The organism is Sorangium sp. So ce1036, from assembly GCF_051369805.1.
GTDB classification, from domain to species: Bacteria; Myxococcota_A; Polyangia; order Polyangiales; family Polyangiaceae; genus Sorangium; species Sorangium cellulosum_F.
This window is the reverse complement of record NZ_JBBMOX010000001.1, coordinates 1,514,472-1,531,430: the sequence shown is the minus strand read 5'-3', so window position 1 is coordinate 1,531,430 and position 16,959 is coordinate 1,514,472. Positions and strand designations below refer to the sequence as shown.

Sequence of the window (16,959 nt, the reverse complement as noted above, 5' to 3'; positions counted from 1 at the left end):
CTCCACCGGGCGGTGCGTTTCACGAACGGACCCGGACCGCCGCGCGCAATTTTGGTCATGAGCGACCCTTTTCCTCCCGCCGAGGACACCTTCCGCGACCGTACCTGGACATCCATTCACTCCGCTGCCGTGAGCATCCTCCCCGGCGCACTTCGGCTCCTGGGAGTCGCCGAGCCCGACCTCGACGACCTGGTCCAGGAGATCCTGCTCGCGGCGTACGAGAGCCTGGATCGGTTCGATCCCACCTACCCCGCCTCCGCCTGGACGCCGCCGCCGCACGAGGCCGTCTCCGCCGGCCCTCCGCCGCACCGGGAACTCCGCTGCCAGCACCGCAGCGCGGAGGCGCGATGGGTGTTCGGCATCGCCTGGCGGAAGGTCAGCCATCACCTGAACCGCGCCTACCGCCGCCGCGAGGTCCCGAACGGCCTGCACCCCGCGCCCCACGGCCAGCCCGTCGATCTCGCGCCGAGCAGCGAGGAGCGCATCGCGGCGCGCGAGCGGCTGGAGCTCGCGATCGAGGTGCTCGGCACGCTCGCCCCCGAGCGGCGGATCCTCCTCGTGCTGCACGAGGCCTACGAGGTGCCGATCGTCGAGATCGCGCGCGAGCTCGGTATCAACTACAACACCGCCTGCAATCGCCTGCGCCTCGCCCGCGAGGACTACCGCGCAGCCGTCGCGCGGCTGCGCCCGGAGCAGCGGCAGGCGCTGCGCGCGAGCTGGCTCCTCTTCCCGCTTTCGTCCGGCTTCCTGGCGCACGACGACGGCGAGAGCCCCTCGACGACGGCAGCCTCCCCGCCTCCAGCGCCCGCGCCGCCGGCCCCGCCCGCGCCGCCGGCCCCCCCGCCGTCCGCGCTTGCGACCGCGACCGCGCGGCGGAGGCCTGGCCCGATCGGCGTCGCCCTCGGGTCGGCCGCGGCGGGCGTCGCCGGAGCCGTCGCCGTGATGCTCGCGCTCGCGCCGCCGACAGCCGTCTGGGCTCGCCGCTTCGGGCCGCTGCTGCCCGAGCTGCTGCCCGCGCGCAGCGCCTGCGCTGCACCGACCCCGCCGCAGCGGACGACGGAGCCGGCGCCCGTCGCTCCGACGACCGAGGCGCTCCACCGCCCGTGCCCTGCCGCTCCGCGGGCGGCGCCGCCGGCCGGCCAGCGGGACGACACCTTCGCCGAGGAGCTGCGGCTGCTCGACGTGGCGCGGGAGCGCCTCTCCGCCGGTGACGCCGCCGCGGCGCTCCGGCAGCTCGCCGCGCACGAGGCCCGCTTCCCCGCGGGCCGGCTGAAGTCCGTGCGGGAGCAGCTTCGCACGGTCGCCCGGACGCGCCTCACCCCTCCGGCGCAGCGCGCGCCGGGATCGGCGCAGAGCGCGTCGGGACCGGCGCAGAGCGCGCCGGGACCGGCGCAGAGCGCGTCGGGAGGAGCGCCGTCGCGATGAGCAGGCCCAGGGCCAGAGAGGAACCCGGCGCACACCCGGCGCGGCGCGCCGCCCGATCGCGAACGGGCGCGGGACGCCCGGCGCGCGCGGCCGCCGCGGCGGCCGTGATCCTGCTTTGCGGCGCGGGGGCGCATGCCGCGCCGGAGCCGCCCCGGGCTGCGATACGCCTCGAGGTGGTGCGAGGCCCCGGCGCCGAGGGCTGCCCCGACGAGATGTCCCTGCGCGCGGAGGTCGCGCGCGGGCTCGGCGCCGACCCGTTCCAGGACGACGCGCCGCGGGCGCTCACGGTCAGCATCGCCCGGGAGGGGCCGGAGCTCACGGCCTCGATGGCGCTGCGTGACGCCCAGGGAGAGACCCACTGGGCCGAGGGGTTCAGCACGCGGAGCGGTTGCGAGGAGCTGCTCTCCGGCGTGGCCCTCGCCGTGGTGGCGCAGTTCCTGGGCACGCCGGAGCAAGCTCCCGCACCGCCCGAGCGCTCGCCGCCGCCGGTGCCCTCGCCGCCCTCTGAGCCCCCGTCGCCACCCTTGCGGCCGCCTTCTTCGCAGGCGCGCCGGGCCGAGCGGCCGCCGGCATCCGCGCCGCCGGAGACGGCGCCGGCACCGCCGAAGCCGCTGCGGCTCCAGGCGGGGCTCGGAGCGACCCTGGGCCTAGGGATCACGCCCGGAACAGCGGCCGGGGTGACGCTGGCCGTGGGCGTCCGCCGGTCTGACTGGTCGATCGCGGTGGAGGGGCGCGGGCTCGTGTCCCTGGCGCAGGAGGTGAAGGATATGGCCCTCAGCGCGAGGGCCTTCACGGCGGCTGGTGTGGGCTGCCTGCACGGCCGCCACCTGTTCGGCTGCGGGGTCGCGACCGGCGGCTTCGTCCGGTTCGTCCCCCGGCATCCGTGGCACATGACGGAACGCGACGACGCGCTGTTCAGCATCGGAGCGCGGCTCGGCAGCGCCTGGGCCCTCTCGGACAGGTGGAGCGTGCACGGGTACGCCGAGGCCAGCGCGATCGTGGCGGACGCGGTGCTCCGGCGCCAAGGCAAGCGGCGCGAGACCGCTGGAGCCTTCACATGGTCCTCACCTCCGGTCGGCGCGGCGCTCGGACTCGGCATCACGGCGACGTACTGACCGACCTCGCGAAGGCCGGCACTCCTCGCCAACGGCATGAGAATTTTCAAAGGAGAACTACAATGCTCAATGCAATCGACGATCTCGCGAAAGCTGCCCGTTGTGAACGCAGGCCATCTCTACGTATCTTGTCCGGCATGCGATCCCTCTTCCTCCCGTTCGTGGGCTTTCTCCTCTTGTCCGGCTGTGGCGAAGATCCGACGGTCTACGGCCCCTGTCAGCCGCAGGAATACGGCAACCCAGGCTGCCCGTGGCCCGAGGAAGGCGACGGCGGGGCCGGTGGCGAAGGTGGTGGCGGCGGCGAAGGTGGCGGCAGTGAGGCCAGCGGCGGCGACGAGACCGCCTGCGCCGGCGACTGTGTCCCACCGGCGCCGCTCGGCTGGTTCGGCCCGGCGCTGCTCTGGTACGGCCCGCCGGACCAGGCGCCCGACTGCCCCGCCGCCGCGCCGAACGTCGGCTACGAGGGGTTCGCCGACCTCGTGCCGGAGCCGCTCGCCTGCGCGACCTGCCTGTGCGACCCGCCGGCACCGGAGACGGCCTCGTGCCAGCTCCCGCTGGGCTGGTCGGCGCACGCGGCGACGATGTGCTCCGGCGATGCCCCCGGCACCCTCGCGACGACCTTCGCCGCGCCCGAGGCCTGGGACGGCGCCTGCACCGCCGCGAACGCGATCCCCGCGGACCAGGACTGCGGGGGGCAGCCGTGCGTCCAGTCGCTCTCCATCGACGCCCCGACCGTGACGGTGGCCGGCGCATGCACGCCGCGGGTGGACGAGCCGCCGGTGCCGGCGTTCCTCGATCCCTGGCGGACCCGGGCGCTCGCCTGCCTGCCCGGCGCCTACACCGAGTGCCCGGGCGACCGGAGCACCTGCATGCCGTCGCCCGACCAGCCCGGGGTCCCGCCGCCCGGCGGCTTCCTGACGTGCATCTTCCACGAGGGCGACGTGACGTGCGGCGAGCCCTACCTGGCCAAGCACGTCTTCCACGGCGGCATCGACGACACGCGCGGCTGCTCGCCGTGCGGCTGCGGGGAGCCGGAGGGCGCGTCGTGCACCATCATGGCCTCGGTCTACAGCGACGGGGCGTGCGGGGAGGCGCTCTTGTCGGCCGTCGTGAGCTCGACGACGCCGTTCTGCGGGGTCACGCCGCCCGGCGTCGCCCTCGGCAGCAAGTCGGCGGAGGTCGTGGCCGTGGATCCCGGCGGCTGCGCCCCGAGCGGCGGCGAGCCGATCGGCGAGATGCTGCCGGCCGAGCCGTCGACGTTCTGCTGCCTGGCCTAGGGTCCGCGAGAAGCGCAGGCGATCATCGCCTCGCGCTCGGCAGCAACTCCACCTGATCCGCGAGCTCTCCGCGCTCCTCCTCGCGGAGGGCCGCGATCAGGACGCCTGCGAGCGGCACCGCCAGTCATCGATTGCTCGCGACGTCCTGGACATCGCGCGCGTGCCTTGGCGAGCTCGACGCGCTCGCTCGCGACGTCTGGCCGCGACCAAGCGCACGGATTCATCGAGGGCTGACAGCCTTTCCTGTATCCTCCTGGCTCCGGTTCGAGGCAAACGCGAGCCTCCTCCAGATGCCCCTCGGAGCAAGCGCCCATGACCGCAGCACGTCGTCGCTCCAGGACAATCCGTCCCAACCTCGCCCAGATCATTTCCGCGACGGTGCTATCCCAAGCCGGATGCACGATCTTCGACGAAATGCCAACACCGACGTGCATGGATCCATCCCCCACGTGCCAAGCACTGTGCACACCAGAAGACACATCCCCTCAGCTAATCGGCCGCACGAGAACAACAACGCTACAGGAACAATTCGTAAACACGATAAATGCGAAGACATGCCACCAATGGCGCGAACTACTGCAGCCCGTCAGCGGCATCAAGCCAACCATCTTCCCTCAAGACATTGGAATAAAGCCGACCAAGAAGGACCCCTGCTACTACTAGCTCACATCACCCTAGAGACCCATCCCCGCCATACCAAATCGCCCTCAAACAACAATCATTGTTGCCACCCCGCAACGTTCAATACATGAAAACATCGCCGAAGCCGACAGCATGGATTGGATTGGGGTTCACCGCGGTCACCGCCTTGGCGGTGGCATACAACCTGGGAAGAACCTCCGCGGAGAGCGGCAGCCGTCCTCAACGGCACCAGAACGCCGCCAGCAAGGACGATCCCGATCTTCGGTCAGCTCTGAGCGCCGCACAGAAGAGGTTGGCCAGATGCGAAGAGACCCTCCAGCGTCATGACCAGCATCCTCAGAAGAGAGAAGAAAAGCCCCACACCAACGAAGACAACCCCACACCTCCACCCGAGCCAGCGCTTCCAAAGCAATGCATTATCGCATCGCAGGTGAAGGAGCTGCATATGCTATCTGCGAGCTGCAGGAGCCTCAGGAGACATTTCGATGCGTATAAAACCATACTGGGCAGCAGCACGATCGACTGCGAAATCGTATTGGACATCCTAAGTACGGCCCAAATACAATCCGCCTTCTGTGCCGCCATCATAAGGAACAGCGAGGGCACCACCTACCGGGACGCCACGAGCGACCCGCTTGCCATTGCCGCGGTGGAAGACGCCTATGCAACCAGGAACAAATATGGCGACCTTGAAAACATCAATGATCTGGTAAAAAACCCAGAGTGCATAGCCCGCATGCGGACCGAATGAGTCAACCCCATTTCACGCCGGCGTTCATATCGCGGGATCACTCGCCCTGCTGGTCGGACAGACCAAGGTCGCCATTCCCACGCACGCACCAGGACTTCAACCCGTAACGCTCGACGCATGGGAACATCACCAAAGCCGACAACATGGATTGGATTTGGGGCCATCGCGGTCGCGGCGCTGGCAGCGGCATACAATCTAGGAAAGGTCTCTGCAGAGAGCAACAAACAGCCGGAGTCGCGCCAGGACGCCGCCAGCAAGGATGATTCCGATCTTCAGTCGAATCTGAGCGTCACCAGGAGACGTTTGGCCAGCTGTGAGGAGACTCTCCAGCGTCGCGATCGCCATCCTCAGAAGAGAGGGGGACATCCCCAAACCGACGAAGACAAACGCACACACTCACCCAAGCTGGAGCTCTCGGAGCAATGCAGGTTCGAATCGCAAGCGATCGAGTTGGAGACCCTATCGGTGAGTTGCAGGAGCTTCATGGGATCGTTCGGCGCATACAAGGCAATACTCAGCAGCGGCACAATCGACTGCGAAACCGTGCTAAGTATTCGAGATCTGGCCCGAGACCAATACTCAGACTGTTCAAATATCATAAGCTCTATCGAGGACGCGTCGCAGCCGGATGTTACGAGCGATCGTCGCGGCATCAACGCGATGGAAAGCGCTTACATGTTCAAGAGCCACTACGGCGACGTCGACATCGATGAGCTGGTGCAGAACCCAGCGTGCATAGACCGCATGCAGGCCGAATGACGCGAACAGATTTCACGCCGCCGCTCATCTCGCGGGAGCCATGGGCCCGCCGCTCGAGCACGCCATGGCAGCCATTGTTGCACGCGCTGTCGGGGCTTGGAGTGTTCTCCTTTGTCGCTCTGGCATCAGCGCAAGAGCAACGGCCCCCAGAGAGATTCCACTGGGACGGGCTCCACATCAACGGCATTGTCCAGACGAAGCTCCCCCATCTTGCGAGACTAGGAGTCACGTATGGCGGCGGAACGGCTCCGGGGGCCGTCCATACAGTCATGGTGAGCTTCGGACAGACCGCGAGCCCCACCCAGGAGCTCAGCATTGGGTACTTCATCGGCATCGGCGTGGGCAAGGAGAACATGTCGACGATAGAAGACAAGAAACTGGGGATCCATGCCACGTTCGAAGCCGGACCGTTCCGGGCGAGCGCGGCCACGAGCTTTCAACTCTACCGATTGATCGGAGCCGTTCTTCCCATGTTCACCACGACCTTGAGGCCGCAGGGGACCCTCGTCCGCACCAGACACGTCGATCCGTTCCTCGGCGGAGACGTCTATTCCCGCAATCTCAACGTCCAGCTCGGCTTCACGTGCGGATTACGATTCAGGGACATAGAGATCTTCGATCGAAGCATCGATGGACTATTGTCGATAGCAGAGATGAATGCTTGGACCAGAGCTCCGAAGCATGGGGTCTTCTGGGCGGCCTACGTCGAATCGCGCCTCGGGCTCGTCGTCGATCTGGAGTCCGACAAGGGAGAAAACCGTGACCGGATCCGTGAGTATGGGCAGCTCTGATCGGTCGCGCCAGGGGCGCCGCTCACCTTGCTGCTCTCGCTCGGGCTGGCTGACGAGCCGCCGGTGCCGGCGCTCCTCGATCCCTGGCGGACCCGGGCGCTCGCCTGCCTGCCCGGCGCCTACACCGAGTGCCCGGGCGACCGGAGCACCTGCATGCCGTCGCCGGACCAGCCCGGGGTACCGCCGCCCGGCCGCCCGCTCCCCTGCGCCGATGAGCAGCGCCGCGCCCCGGAAGCGGCTAGGATGGCCGCGCTCGCACCGACCCATGAAATTCGTCCACGCAGCCGACCTCCACATCGACAGCCCGCTCCGCGGGCTCGACCGCTACCCGGGCGCCCCCGTCGAGCAGATCCGCGGGGCGACGCGGCGCGCGCTCGAGAACCTCGTCGACCTGTGCCTCACCGAGGAGGTCGACCTGCTCCTCCTCGCGGGCGACATCTACGACGGCGACTGGAAGGATTACAGCACAGGCCTGTTCTTCGCCTCGCAGCTCTCCCGCCTCCGCGCCGCCAGGGTGGACGTCGTGCTCCTCTACGGCAACCACGACGCGGAGAGCCACATCACGCGGCACCTGGAGCTCCCCGAGAACGCCCGGCGGCTCGGGACGAAGAGCCCCGAGACCGTCGTGTTCGAGCGGCTCGGGGTCGCCGTGCACGGGCAGGGCTTCGCCACCAAGGCCGTCACCGACGATCTCGCGGCGGGCTACCCCGACGCCCGGGCGGGCCTCTTCAACATCGGCATGCTCCACACCTGCCTGGGCGGCCGCGAGGGCCACGACAACTACGCGCCTTGCAGCCTGAACACCCTCGTCGGCAAGGGCTACGATTACTGGGCGCTCGGCCACGTGCACACCCGGGAGGTGCTCTCGGAAGACCCGTACATCGTGTTTCCGGGCAACCTCCAGGGCCGCCACGCCCGCGAGACCGGGGAGAAGGGGGCGCTCCTCGTCACGGTGGACGACGGGCGCATCACCTCGGTCGAGCACCGCGCGCTCGACGTCGTGCGCTGGTGCGCCTGTGAGGTGGACCTCTCCCCGGCCGCCTGCGCCGACGACGTCGTGGACCTGACCCGGGAGCAGCTCGAGCAGCGCCTCGCCGAGGCGGACGGGCGCACGCTGGCCGCGCGGGTGATCCTGTGCGGCGCCACGCCGGCCCACGCCGCGCTCCGCGCCGACTTCGAGCGCTGGACGGGCCAGATCCGCGCGATCGCCAACGACCTCGGCGGCGGGCTCTGGATCGAGCGCGTGCTCTCCCGGACGCTGGCGCCGCTGGAGCTGGGCGCGCTGGAGGAGCGGGACGACGCGATAGGCCAGCTCACGCGCTCGCTGCGCGCGCTGCGCGACGACGAGGCGGGCCTGTCGGCGCTCCTGCGCGAGTTCACGAGCCTCAAGAACAAGCTCCCCGCCGAGGCGCGCGAGGGCGACGACGCCATCCGCCTGGACGACCCGGCGTTCCTGCGCGAGGCGCTCGACGACGTCGAGCACACGTTGATCTCGCGGCTGCTCGGCGCGGGCGACCCGCCCTGATCGCGGGCGGCGCGCCGGCGGGGGTCGGGGCGCGCCGGGGGCTCGCCTCCGGGGCTTGCGCTCCGGCGAGCCCCCTTTTGTGTCTCGCCTGCGCTCCAGCCCCTCCGGTGAGCCCCCGACGCGCCCCCACCCCCGCCGGCGCGCCCTTGGCCGGGCGCGGCTTGACGCTATGCCCAGGTCCCCACATGCACCATGCACTCACGCGCTCCGCGCGGGGCGAGATGCCTCGCTCCGGTCGGCCGGGCGCGACGACGACGGGGGGAGTCATGGTCGACCAGGGCGCTTTTCCCGAGCTGTTCTCTCCGAGGGGTCGCGCCGAGCCGCACCCCATCTACACGCGCATGCGGGCCGCCGGGCGCATCCATCGCCTCATCAACCCTCGCCTCAACGTGCCTGTCTGGACGGCGACCCGCTACGACGACTGCGTGGAGCTCCTCAGGGATCCGCGCTTTGTCCGCGATTTCCGCAAGCTCCCCGCCGAGACGCAGGAGCGCTACCGCCCCCTCGGCGAGCGCTCCCCTGCCCTGGACCGGCACATGCTCGGCTCCGATCCGCCGGATCACACGCGGCTCCGGGGCGTCGTGCAGAAGGCGTTCTCGCCGAGGGAGATGGAGCGGCTGCGCCCGCGCGTCCAGGCCATCGCCGACGAGCTCCTCGACGCGGTGATCGACCAGGGCCGGATGGACCTCGTCGCGGAGCTCGCGGTCCCGCTCCCGGTCACGGTCATCGCCGATCTGCTCGGCGTCCCGCGCGAGGATCGCCACCAGTTCCGAAGGTGGACCAAGATCCTCATCTCGCCCACGGGCGAGCGCGATTTCATCGAGCGCATCCAGCCCGTCCTGCGCGAGTTCGAGCGGTATCTGCGGGAGAGGCTCGCGAGGCGGCGCGAGGCCCCGCGCGACGATCTGGTCAGCAAGCTCCTCGCCGCCGAGGAGCAGGAGCGCACGATGAGCCCGACGGAGCTCACGAGCATGGTGTTCCTGCTGCTCGTCGCGGGTCACGAGACGACGGTGCACCTCATCGCGAGCGGCGCGCTCCTCCTGCTCTCGCACCCCGACGAGCGGCGGCGCGTCGAGCAGGATCCCGGGCTCATCGGCTCCGCCGTCGAGGAGGCGCTGCGCCACGAGGGGCCGGTCGAGTTCTCGATGGTCCGCTGGGCGCTCGAGGACGTCGAGGTGTTCGGCGCGCGCGTGCCGGCGGGAGAGGGCGTCGGGGCGTCGATCCTGTCGGCGGATCACGACCCGGATCAGTTCCCGGACCCGGACCGCTTCGACGTGGGCCGCTCGCCGAACCGGCACATCGCCTTCGGGAGCGGGATCCACTTCTGCCTGGGCGCGATGCTCGCGCGGATCGAGGCGGCCGTCACCCTGTCGACGCTGCTCCGGAGGCTGCCGCGGCTCGCGCTCGCCGTCCCGAAGGACGCGATCGAGTGGACCGACGTCACGCTGCTCCGCGGCCCCGCCGCGGTCCCTGTGGAGTTCTGAGAAAGCGCGCCGCGAGCGTGCGGTGAACGTCCTTTCGGCGACGGGGGCAACTTGTTGCCTGCGGGCAACGATTTGCCCGCGGAACGCCCTGCCCACGGGCAAACCGTTGCCCATGGGCAGGGCGTTCCGCGGGCAGGTCGTTGCCCGCCACAGGGCGAACAGAGGCTCCTTGCTGCTCGTCGGGCATCCATTTGCGCCTTCACGGCGGGCTGCTGACATCGCCACTCCTGACGAGAGCGCTTGGCACCCCCGATGCTAAGCGAGCCATCGTCGTCGGACCGAGCATTCCGCTCGGCCGCCGACTGCATGCCTCCATGAATCAGGAGAGTACCATGAGCGTTCAATACAGCCTCCTCTTCAAGAACAACTCCGTCAACACGGGCAGCGCGTGCGTCTATCAGACCGATCCGGACATCACGGATCCCAACGTCATGTCCCTCGCGTGGTTTGCGCAGGGCGCCGCTCCGACCACCGAGATCGTCTTCACCTGGACCGTCGACTACAGCTTCACGTGGGCACAGACGGGAGTGCTCAAGCCCGGGGTCCGCTTCACGGCCAGCCAGACGTGGCCGGCCGATCTCTCGAAGACCAACCAGGTCACCTTCACGAACCAGGGGGGCATCTACACGTTCACCAATCAGACGACGGGCGCGCGCGCCGGGAGTCTTTACATCACCGAGGACGGCTCCATCCCTATCAACTCGGCGTCCGTCGGCATCGGGATGTCCGGCAAGGGCACCTTCGCCGTCCAGGCGCAGCCCAACCAGAACCTGATCTTCACGCCTCACCCGAAATACTGGATCACCTTCGGCTCCTTCCAGCCCGGGCAGGTGCTCGACGTGACCAGGATCAGCAACCCGGTGGAGGTGGACTTCCCTCCCAATGTCTACTCGATGACCGCGATCCTGAACAGGGACAACTCGTGGACGGTCGACCAGACGTCCAGGGTCAACGCCGCCTTCCTGGACGCGCAGGAGGAGCATGGGGAGCTGGCGGCCTGGGGGCAGAACGTCCCGCGGGTCGGGGCGCGGTACCATGGCTTCGAGGTCGGCGAGGAGATCGGCGACGGTCCGGGCAAGACGAGCTCGGTCAAGTTCCGCAACATGGGCGACGTCAAGGGCAAGTTCAGGATCAAGATCGGCAATGGCGCCTGGAAAGAGCACGAGGTCCAGACGGGCGGCGCGCCGGTGAAGGTGGAGATCGGCAAGCAGCCCTGGAACGCGATCAACAACGGGAGGTGCGACCTCGAGTACCAGCGCGACAACTCGTGAGCGGTCGTCGTCGGAGCGCTGAACGACGGTCGTCCGGGCGTCGGGGCCCCTCTGGGCCAAGCCCCCGAGCCCCTATCGCTTCGGCCGCCTGAGCCCGAGGCGCTTCATCCGGTACGATAGCGTCCGCACCGGCATCCCCAGCAGCTCGGCCGCCGCGCGCCGGCTCCAGCCCGCCGCGTCGAGCGCCTCCTGCAGGATCCTCGCCTCGTACTCGTCCACCTTCCGGCGGATCCCGGCCGGATTGTCTCCTTCCACGGGGGTGTCGCCCTGTCTTGCCGGCGCTGGCCTCTCGGCGACGACCACGGCCGGCGCCTCCTCCTCCACGCCGCGCACCCAGGCCGGCAGATCCTCCTCATCGATCAGCGCCCCCCGCGCCATCACCACCGCCCGCTCGATCACGTTCCGCAGCTCGCGCACGTTGCCCGGCCACGCATACGCCCTGAACCGCTCGAGGACCGCGGGCGTCAGCCCCTTGACCTCCCGCGCGTTGGCCTCGTTGGCCCGCGCGAGGAACCTCCGCGAGAGCGGCTCGATCTCGTCCGTGCGCTCCCGGAGCGGCGGGATCTTGAGCACGACCGTGCTCAACCGGTAGAACAGATCGGACCGGAACGCCCCCGCGCTCACCATCGCCTCCAGATCCCGATGGGTCGCCGAGACGACGCGCACATCCACCGTGATCTCCCGGAGCGAGCCCACCCGGCACAGGGTCTGCGTCTCGAGCACCCGCAGCAGCGCGGCCTGCGCCGGCAGCGACAGCTCCCCGATCTCGTCGAGGAACACCGTACCTCCATCGGCCTCCTCGAACACCCCCTTCTGCTGCGTCGCCGCCCCCGTGAACGCCCCGCGCTCGTGCCCGAACAGCGTGCTCTCGACCAGCTCTCTCGGGATCGCCCCGCAGTTGACGCGCACCATGCGCTTGCCCCGCCGCGGCCCGCGCTCGTGCAGCGCCCGCGCGAGGACCTCCTTCCCCGTCCCCGTCTCGCCGTGCAGGATGACCGGCACCCGCGCCCCGGCCACCCGCTCCACCAGCGCCAGCACGTCGCGCATCGCCCGACCGGCGACGAGCGCCTCTTCCTCGAGCACCTGCCCGTCGGCGAACGCCCGGGTTCCCTCCACCTCCACGGGCCGCTCGGGCCCCGCGCGGCTCGCCGCGTCGCGGGACAGGCTGATCAGCGACTCCACCGTGCTCCCCGCGTCCGGGTAGGCCGCCACGCCGACCAGGAGCGGCCCCCGTCCTTTCCCCCGCAATGCGGCGATCCGCTGCGCCACGCGCGTCGCCTCCTCCGTCCCCAGCTCGGGCAGCAGCACCTGCGCCGCCTCGGGCCCGTAGGTCGCGATCCGATCGAAGGGCCGGATCGCCTCCCGCACCTCGGCGAGCCAGTCCTGAACGTGCGCTGTCCGGCCTCCCCCCCTCGCCGCGCGCACCACGAGCAGCGCGAAGGGCCGCCGGAACTCGCGCGCCCGCGCCGCCTCCTCGTCCACACGCCGCCGGAACCTCTCTTCGCCGTCAATCCCGAGCGACTCGCCCGTGGGCGCCAGCACGTGAACGCACGCGAGGGCGCTGCCCAGCATCACCTCGTCGCCGATCTCGATCCGGCTCCTGTCGACGCGCCGTCCGGCGATCCACGTTCCATTGCGCGAGCTCAGGTCCTCCACGGTGAGCCGATCGCCCTCGAGCGCGAACCGGGCGTGGCGCCGGGAGAGCGTGGGGTCGTCCACCTGCAGATCGGCCGGCGCCGCCCGCCCCACGACGAGCGGCGTGTCCGACGCGAGCAGCGCGACCTCCGTGCTGTACCGTGCCTGGACCACGACCGCGAGCCGCCGCCCCTCCTTCGCCTCGGCTGGCGGCGCGGGCGCCGACGGCATCGGTTGCGTCTCGATCGCATAGCGCATCGTCTCCCGACAAAGCTATCACAGCGCTCGCGGCGAGCTTCGCTATCGGCCGCGATCCGTGCCGCGATGTCCTTGAACGCCAGATCTCGGGCATAGCCCACCCCGCCCATGGCGATGTCGCCGCCGGGCGCGCCCATGCCCGTCTGGCCGCATGGATGAATCGCCTGGCATCGCCCCGCGCAGCCGCGCCCCTGCTCGGGCCGGCGCGACGGCGAGAGCGTCACGCCCAGGTCCGCCAATGCGCGCTGCACGCTGACGACAGCCTGCTGCGGATGACATGGATCCCTACTTCTTGGCTTCCTCTGGGCTGCTCGCCCCGGCGTCCACCCTCTGGAGGACGGCGAGGACCGCTCTCTCCAGCACGAGCTTCGACCTCAGGATCTCGCTCTCCGCGGCGCGCTCCCGGCCCTCGAGGACGATCGCGTCCGCGCCTCGAAAGTCGACGGTATGATAGGCGGAGTCGCCGCCCTCCTCGTGGACCACGAGGGTGTTGAAGTCGCCGCGCGTGATGTCACAGTCGATGTTCCACTGCGGGTGGCCATCGGGTCCCGGATCGGGATTCAGGTAAAGGCTGAGCTGGGGGAGCCTGAGGCACGGGTTGTTGTTGTACCTATTGGAGTAAGTACATCGCTCGCCCGACTCGAGGATGTAGCGCTTCACCCGGTCCAGGTTGCCCTTGCTGAGGATTTGCCGCTCCGAGGAAGGCATCGTCATGTTCATGCGGGTTGGCTGTCCCTGTGCGCAGGCGGCGAGCGACAGGATCAGCGTCGCCACCTTTACGATCGCCAAAGAACCGTTCATGAGCGCCCCGACGTCCTGGCGCTCACCGACGAGCGCCGCCTCCGCGACCTTGCACCGTATCACGTCGCCGCGGTCGAACGGGGGCGCGTCGAGAACACGGGCAGCGCTCGTGCGCCGCAGCGCCGAGCTAGCCCACAGGGCCCCCTCCGCCCGGGCCGAGCGCTGCCCGCAGCCTCGCCCCATCGAGCTCGGCGGACGGCAGCCACGCCAGGATGCCGTCGATGGCCCGCTCGATGGCGACGGGGTCGGCGCCGTCGCTGAGCATGTACTCCTCGGCGACGACCCGCCGTGGCACGCCGATCGCGAGGAGCGCCGCCGCGATGACGACCCCGGTCCGGTCTCTTCCTGACGTGCAGTGCACGTAGACCGGCCAGGCGAGCTCGGGGCTCGTGAGCACGGAGAGGGCCTCGCCGAGCCAGCTCCTCACCCGGCGCTGCCGCGTGTCGTAGTTCTCGACCCCATCGTCCGCGGGGACATGCACATACTCGACGTCCGCGAGGTGACCGGGATCGGGGCCGCGCCGGAGGTTCAGTATCGTACCGGGTGAGCCGAGATCGCTGGCCGTCGTCATGAGGTCGAACCGCCCGCCGCGGAGCAGTCGGCCAGGAGGGATCGGCGATACGTCGAACCAGAGGCCGAGGGCCTCGCCCACATCTCGATGGTTGGCCGGCCGGAACGTCGCGTTCATGCGCCGCCCTCTGTTCGGCCGGCAGGCTCGTCGCCCTTGGCGAGCTCCATCGGGCGCAGTGTACCCCGGGCGCCCCTGGCTCGTCACCCGCGCAGCCGGGTGGGCCGGCGGGCGATCTCAGTCCTTGCAGCAGAGCGTGCCGGCCGTCGTGTTGCCGACGCAGCCGCCGAAGTGCCGGCTCGTCGTGCCGCCGTCGTAGCCGCACCGCACCCAGTTGCAGCGGTTCCCCTCGGGATCGATCGTGTCGGGCGAGCACACCCGCATCGGCGTGTCGGCGCCGCAGCTCGTGCCGGCGGCCACGGCGCTGCAGCTCCCCGAGCCCGTGCCGGTGTAGCCGAGGTGATCGTCGGTCCAGTAGTGGTGCTTCGGCGCCTCGGCGTTCGTCGCGCCGTAGGTGTTCTTTTCGACGAACTCCTCGGCGCTGCACACGTGGTAGCCGGCCGCGCACAGGTCGGCGCGGTCCGAGAAGGTCACGCTGCCGGCGCAGCCGAACATCTCGTCGTCCCAGAAGCGCTGCACCCCCGTCACGAGCGCGGGGTCGTCCTTGCACCCGCCCGTGGTCCGCCGGTATGCGGGCTGGCTCGCCATCCAGCCGATCACGCTGTCGATCGCCCCCTTGGGGTCCGGCCCGCCGTTCGCGAACGAGAGATAGGCGATATCTATCTCGGGGTACACGCAGATCGTCGACCGCATGCCCGTGAGCGAGCCCGAGTGGCACATGCCGGTATACGTGATACCGCCCGCCGTCACGCGGGGCCCGGAGCCCCAGCCGTAGTTGTACGACGCATAGTCGAGCGCGTGGGTGTTCGTGATGGCCGGCGAGCTGTCGCGCAGGTGCAGGATGGCGTAGCGGGCCCAGTCGAGGATGTTGAACGCGAACCCGCCCGAGCCGGGCGACATGGCCCAGGGATCGACGTCGGGGTGGAGCACCGAGCGCGGCGCGCCCGCCGCGTTATGGCCCCAGACGAAATCGCCGGCGGCGAGGTAGGGGTGCGCGGGCTTGAAGAAGTAGGGGTTCCAGTACGCCTTCTGGGCCGCGGTCCCGGTGATCGAGCCGCTCTGCGCGAGGAAGAACGCCTGCGAGGGCAGGTAGGTCGCGTCCATCCCGTTCGGGGTGACGAGCTTCTGCTTCGCGTAGTCGACGAACGCCATGCCGGACCAGTGATCGATCACCGCCTGCGCGATGGTGAAGTTCCCGTTCTCGTAGTCGTAGACCCCGATGGGCGCGCTGCAATCGGCCAAAAAGCCCGTGGCGTTGCCGCCGACCCCGATGACGGGCCCCCGCAGGAACTCCTTCAGCACCTCCTGCCGGGTCTGGCTCTTCCAGCCGGGGCCGTAGTCGGGGTGGCTATAGAGCTTGTTGCCGTCCGCGCAGGCGATGCCCGAGCGGTGCGCGACGAGCTGCCGCAGCGTGACGTTCTTGCGCGCGGCGGGCCTGATGTACTCCTTACCCGGCGCGGTGGCCCACGGCAGCGCCTCGGCGAGCGTGGTGTCCCAGTCGAGCGACGGGTGCTCCTCGATGAGGATCGAGAGCAGGGTCGCGGTCATGCTCTTGGTGTTCGAGCCGATGTTGAAGATCATGTCCGTGGTCATCGGGGTCCTCTCGGGGAGCTTGGCGTAGCCGGACGCGCCGATCGCGACGATGTGCTTGCCCTTCACCACGGCGGCGATCATGCCGGGCGTGACCTTGCCCGCGCGCGGATAGCCGGCGTACTCGGCGAGCTTCCACGAGATGTCGTCGTGCGTGGCATTCAGGAGGGGCGGCGGGGAGGGCGCGACGTAATCGAGGTGCTCGGTCGCCTCGCTGACGCTCTCGGCGGACGCCGCCTGCGCAGCCCCGCTGTCGTTCCCGTCGCCGTCTTCCGGCGCCACGCAGCCGGCGAGCGAGGGAATGACGCCGAGACACGTGATGATGCATCGATTGAGGTTCATGGCTGCTTCCTTGTGGCGGGTGAATGAGGTCGCGCCGCGGGGGGGGGCGCCTGCCGGCGCGCGGCGGCGCGGCCGCGCGCCGGTCGACGTCAGAGCAACCGGCAGACCAGGCCGGGAGAGGCCGGAGATCGCGGCGATCCGGGGCGCGGTGTCACGCGGCCATGACAGCGCGCTGTCACGCTGGTACACCGCCGCGACAGCGCCCGCGCAGCAGCTCGGCGCAGCGCCCCACGAGCTGGCCGTCGCGGCGCGCCTGCGCTGGCCGCGGCGTTCACCGATCGGACGCGGGACGCGTGCTCACCGGCACGCCGGTCGCGACGTCGCTGCAGACGCGGGCCTGCCGCCGTGCTTGGCTCGGCGCATGGCGACGTGGGTGCGATCACCTCCTGGATGCGACCCGGAGCCGACGCCGTCGTGAGCTGCTCGGCGGGCTGCGCGCAGATCTGCGCATGGCGATGGACGGGTTCTGACCCGCTGTACCTCCGGAGAGTCGTCGGCTCCTCGGTCCGGCAGCTCGGCCTGAGGAGCTCAGGAGATCGTGACCAGGGCGAGGTTGGAGAGCTCGCTTGCGGCCGCCTGCTCGAAGGCAGGGCCAGGGGGAGGCG

General features: G+C 70.0%; 13 protein-coding genes. 9 read left to right on the top strand and 4 right to left on the bottom strand.

Features of this window, described 5'->3' with window-relative positions:
* Window positions 1–129 precede the first annotated feature (129 nt).
* The 9 genes from WMF31_RS05665 to WMF31_RS05625 all read left to right on the top strand — a co-directional run bounded on the left by WMF31_RS05665 (window position 130) and on the right by WMF31_RS05625 (window position 11,040).
* Window positions 130–1,425 carry an RNA polymerase sigma factor gene (locus tag WMF31_RS05665; RefSeq protein ID WP_436600949.1) on the top strand — a complete coding sequence of 432 codons (1,296 nt, stop codon included), beginning with the start codon at window positions 130–132 and terminating at the stop codon, window positions 1,423–1,425.
* A gap of 173 nt (window positions 1,426–1,598) precedes the next feature.
* On the top strand, window positions 1,599–2,540 hold the full coding sequence (locus tag WMF31_RS05660; RefSeq protein WP_436600948.1) for a hypothetical protein: 942 nt from the start codon (window positions 1,599–1,601) through the stop codon (window positions 2,538–2,540).
* Between the two features lie 137 nt (window positions 2,541–2,677).
* Complete coding sequence (locus WMF31_RS05655) at window positions 2,678–3,817, top strand: hypothetical protein (RefSeq protein ID WP_436600947.1); 1,140 nt, start codon at window positions 2,678–2,680, stop codon at window positions 3,815–3,817.
* A 748-nt stretch (window positions 3,818–4,565) separates the two neighbouring features.
* Window positions 4,566–5,210 carry a hypothetical protein gene (locus tag WMF31_RS05650; protein ID WP_436600946.1) on the top strand — a complete coding sequence of 215 codons (645 nt, stop codon included), beginning with the start codon at window positions 4,566–4,568 and terminating at the stop codon, window positions 5,208–5,210.
* Between the two features lie 117 nt (window positions 5,211–5,327).
* Complete coding sequence (locus WMF31_RS05645) at window positions 5,328–5,969, top strand: hypothetical protein (protein ID WP_436600945.1); 642 nt, start codon at window positions 5,328–5,330, stop codon at window positions 5,967–5,969.
* A 101-nt stretch (window positions 5,970–6,070) separates the two neighbouring features.
* Complete coding sequence (locus WMF31_RS05640; RefSeq protein WP_436600944.1) at window positions 6,071–6,760, top strand: hypothetical protein; 690 nt, start codon at window positions 6,071–6,073, stop codon at window positions 6,758–6,760.
* 265 nt (window positions 6,761–7,025) lie between these two features.
* Window positions 7,026–8,285, top strand: a complete 1,260-nt coding sequence (locus tag WMF31_RS05635; protein WP_436600943.1) for a metallophosphoesterase family protein — start codon at window positions 7,026–7,028, stop codon at window positions 8,283–8,285.
* 266 nt (window positions 8,286–8,551) lie between these two features.
* Window positions 8,552–9,769: a cytochrome P450 family protein gene (locus WMF31_RS05630; RefSeq protein ID WP_436600942.1), complete on the top strand. Its 1,218-nt coding sequence runs from the start codon at window positions 8,552–8,554 to the stop codon at window positions 9,767–9,769.
* Window positions 9,770–10,101: 332 nt separating this feature from the next.
* Window positions 10,102–11,040, top strand: a complete 939-nt coding sequence (locus WMF31_RS05625; protein WP_436600941.1) for a hypothetical protein — start codon at window positions 10,102–10,104, stop codon at window positions 11,038–11,040.
* A gap of 72 nt (window positions 11,041–11,112) precedes the next feature.
* Here the strand turns inward: WMF31_RS05625 and WMF31_RS05620 are convergent, their stop codons facing one another.
* The 4 genes from WMF31_RS05620 to WMF31_RS05605 form a co-directional block, all read right to left on the bottom strand.
* Window positions 11,113–12,933, bottom strand: coding sequence for a sigma 54-interacting transcriptional regulator (locus WMF31_RS05620; protein ID WP_436600940.1), 1,821 nt, complete (start codon window positions 12,931–12,933; stop codon window positions 11,113–11,115).
* A 285-nt stretch (window positions 12,934–13,218) separates the two neighbouring features.
* Window positions 13,219–13,641 carry a hypothetical protein gene (locus WMF31_RS05615; RefSeq protein WP_436600939.1) on the bottom strand — a complete coding sequence of 141 codons (423 nt, stop codon included), beginning with the start codon at window positions 13,639–13,641 and terminating at the stop codon, window positions 13,219–13,221.
* Window positions 13,642–13,861: 220 nt separating this feature from the next.
* Complete coding sequence (locus WMF31_RS05610; protein WP_436600938.1) at window positions 13,862–14,422, bottom strand: tyrosine-protein phosphatase; 561 nt, start codon at window positions 14,420–14,422, stop codon at window positions 13,862–13,864.
* Between the two features lie 117 nt (window positions 14,423–14,539).
* On the bottom strand, window positions 14,540–16,354 hold the full coding sequence (locus WMF31_RS05605) for a serine hydrolase domain-containing protein (protein ID WP_436600937.1): 1,815 nt from the start codon (window positions 16,352–16,354) through the stop codon (window positions 14,540–14,542).
* Window positions 16,355–16,959 lie beyond the last annotated feature (605 nt).

Bases quoted from the DNA above. Each gene is read 5' to 3' on its own strand.
- WMF31_RS05610 (WP_436600938.1), bottom strand. From the start codon at position 14,422: ATGAACGCGACGTTCCGGCCGGCCAACCATCGAGATGTGGGCGAGGCC.
- WMF31_RS05645 (WP_436600945.1), top strand. From the start codon at position 5,328: ATGGGAACATCACCAAAGCCGACAACATGGATTGGATTTGGGGCCATC.
- WMF31_RS05625 (WP_436600941.1), top strand. From the start codon at position 10,102: ATGAGCGTTCAATACAGCCTCCTCTTCAAGAACAACTCCGTCAACACG.
- WMF31_RS05620 (WP_436600940.1), bottom strand. From the start codon at position 12,933: ATGCGCTATGCGATCGAGACGCAACCGATGCCGTCGGCGCCCGCGCCG.
- WMF31_RS05630 (WP_436600942.1), top strand. From the start codon at position 8,552: ATGGTCGACCAGGGCGCTTTTCCCGAGCTGTTCTCTCCGAGGGGTCGC.
- WMF31_RS05605 (WP_436600937.1), bottom strand. From the start codon at position 16,354: ATGAACCTCAATCGATGCATCATCACGTGTCTCGGCGTCATTCCCTCG.
- WMF31_RS05655 (WP_436600947.1), top strand. From the start codon at position 2,678: ATGCGATCCCTCTTCCTCCCGTTCGTGGGCTTTCTCCTCTTGTCCGGC.
- WMF31_RS05650 (WP_436600946.1), top strand. From the start codon at position 4,566: ATGAAAACATCGCCGAAGCCGACAGCATGGATTGGATTGGGGTTCACC.
- WMF31_RS05615 (WP_436600939.1), bottom strand. From the start codon at position 13,641: ATGCCTTCCTCGGAGCGGCAAATCCTCAGCAAGGGCAACCTGGACCGG.
- WMF31_RS05635 (WP_436600943.1), top strand. From the start codon at position 7,026: ATGAAATTCGTCCACGCAGCCGACCTCCACATCGACAGCCCGCTCCGC.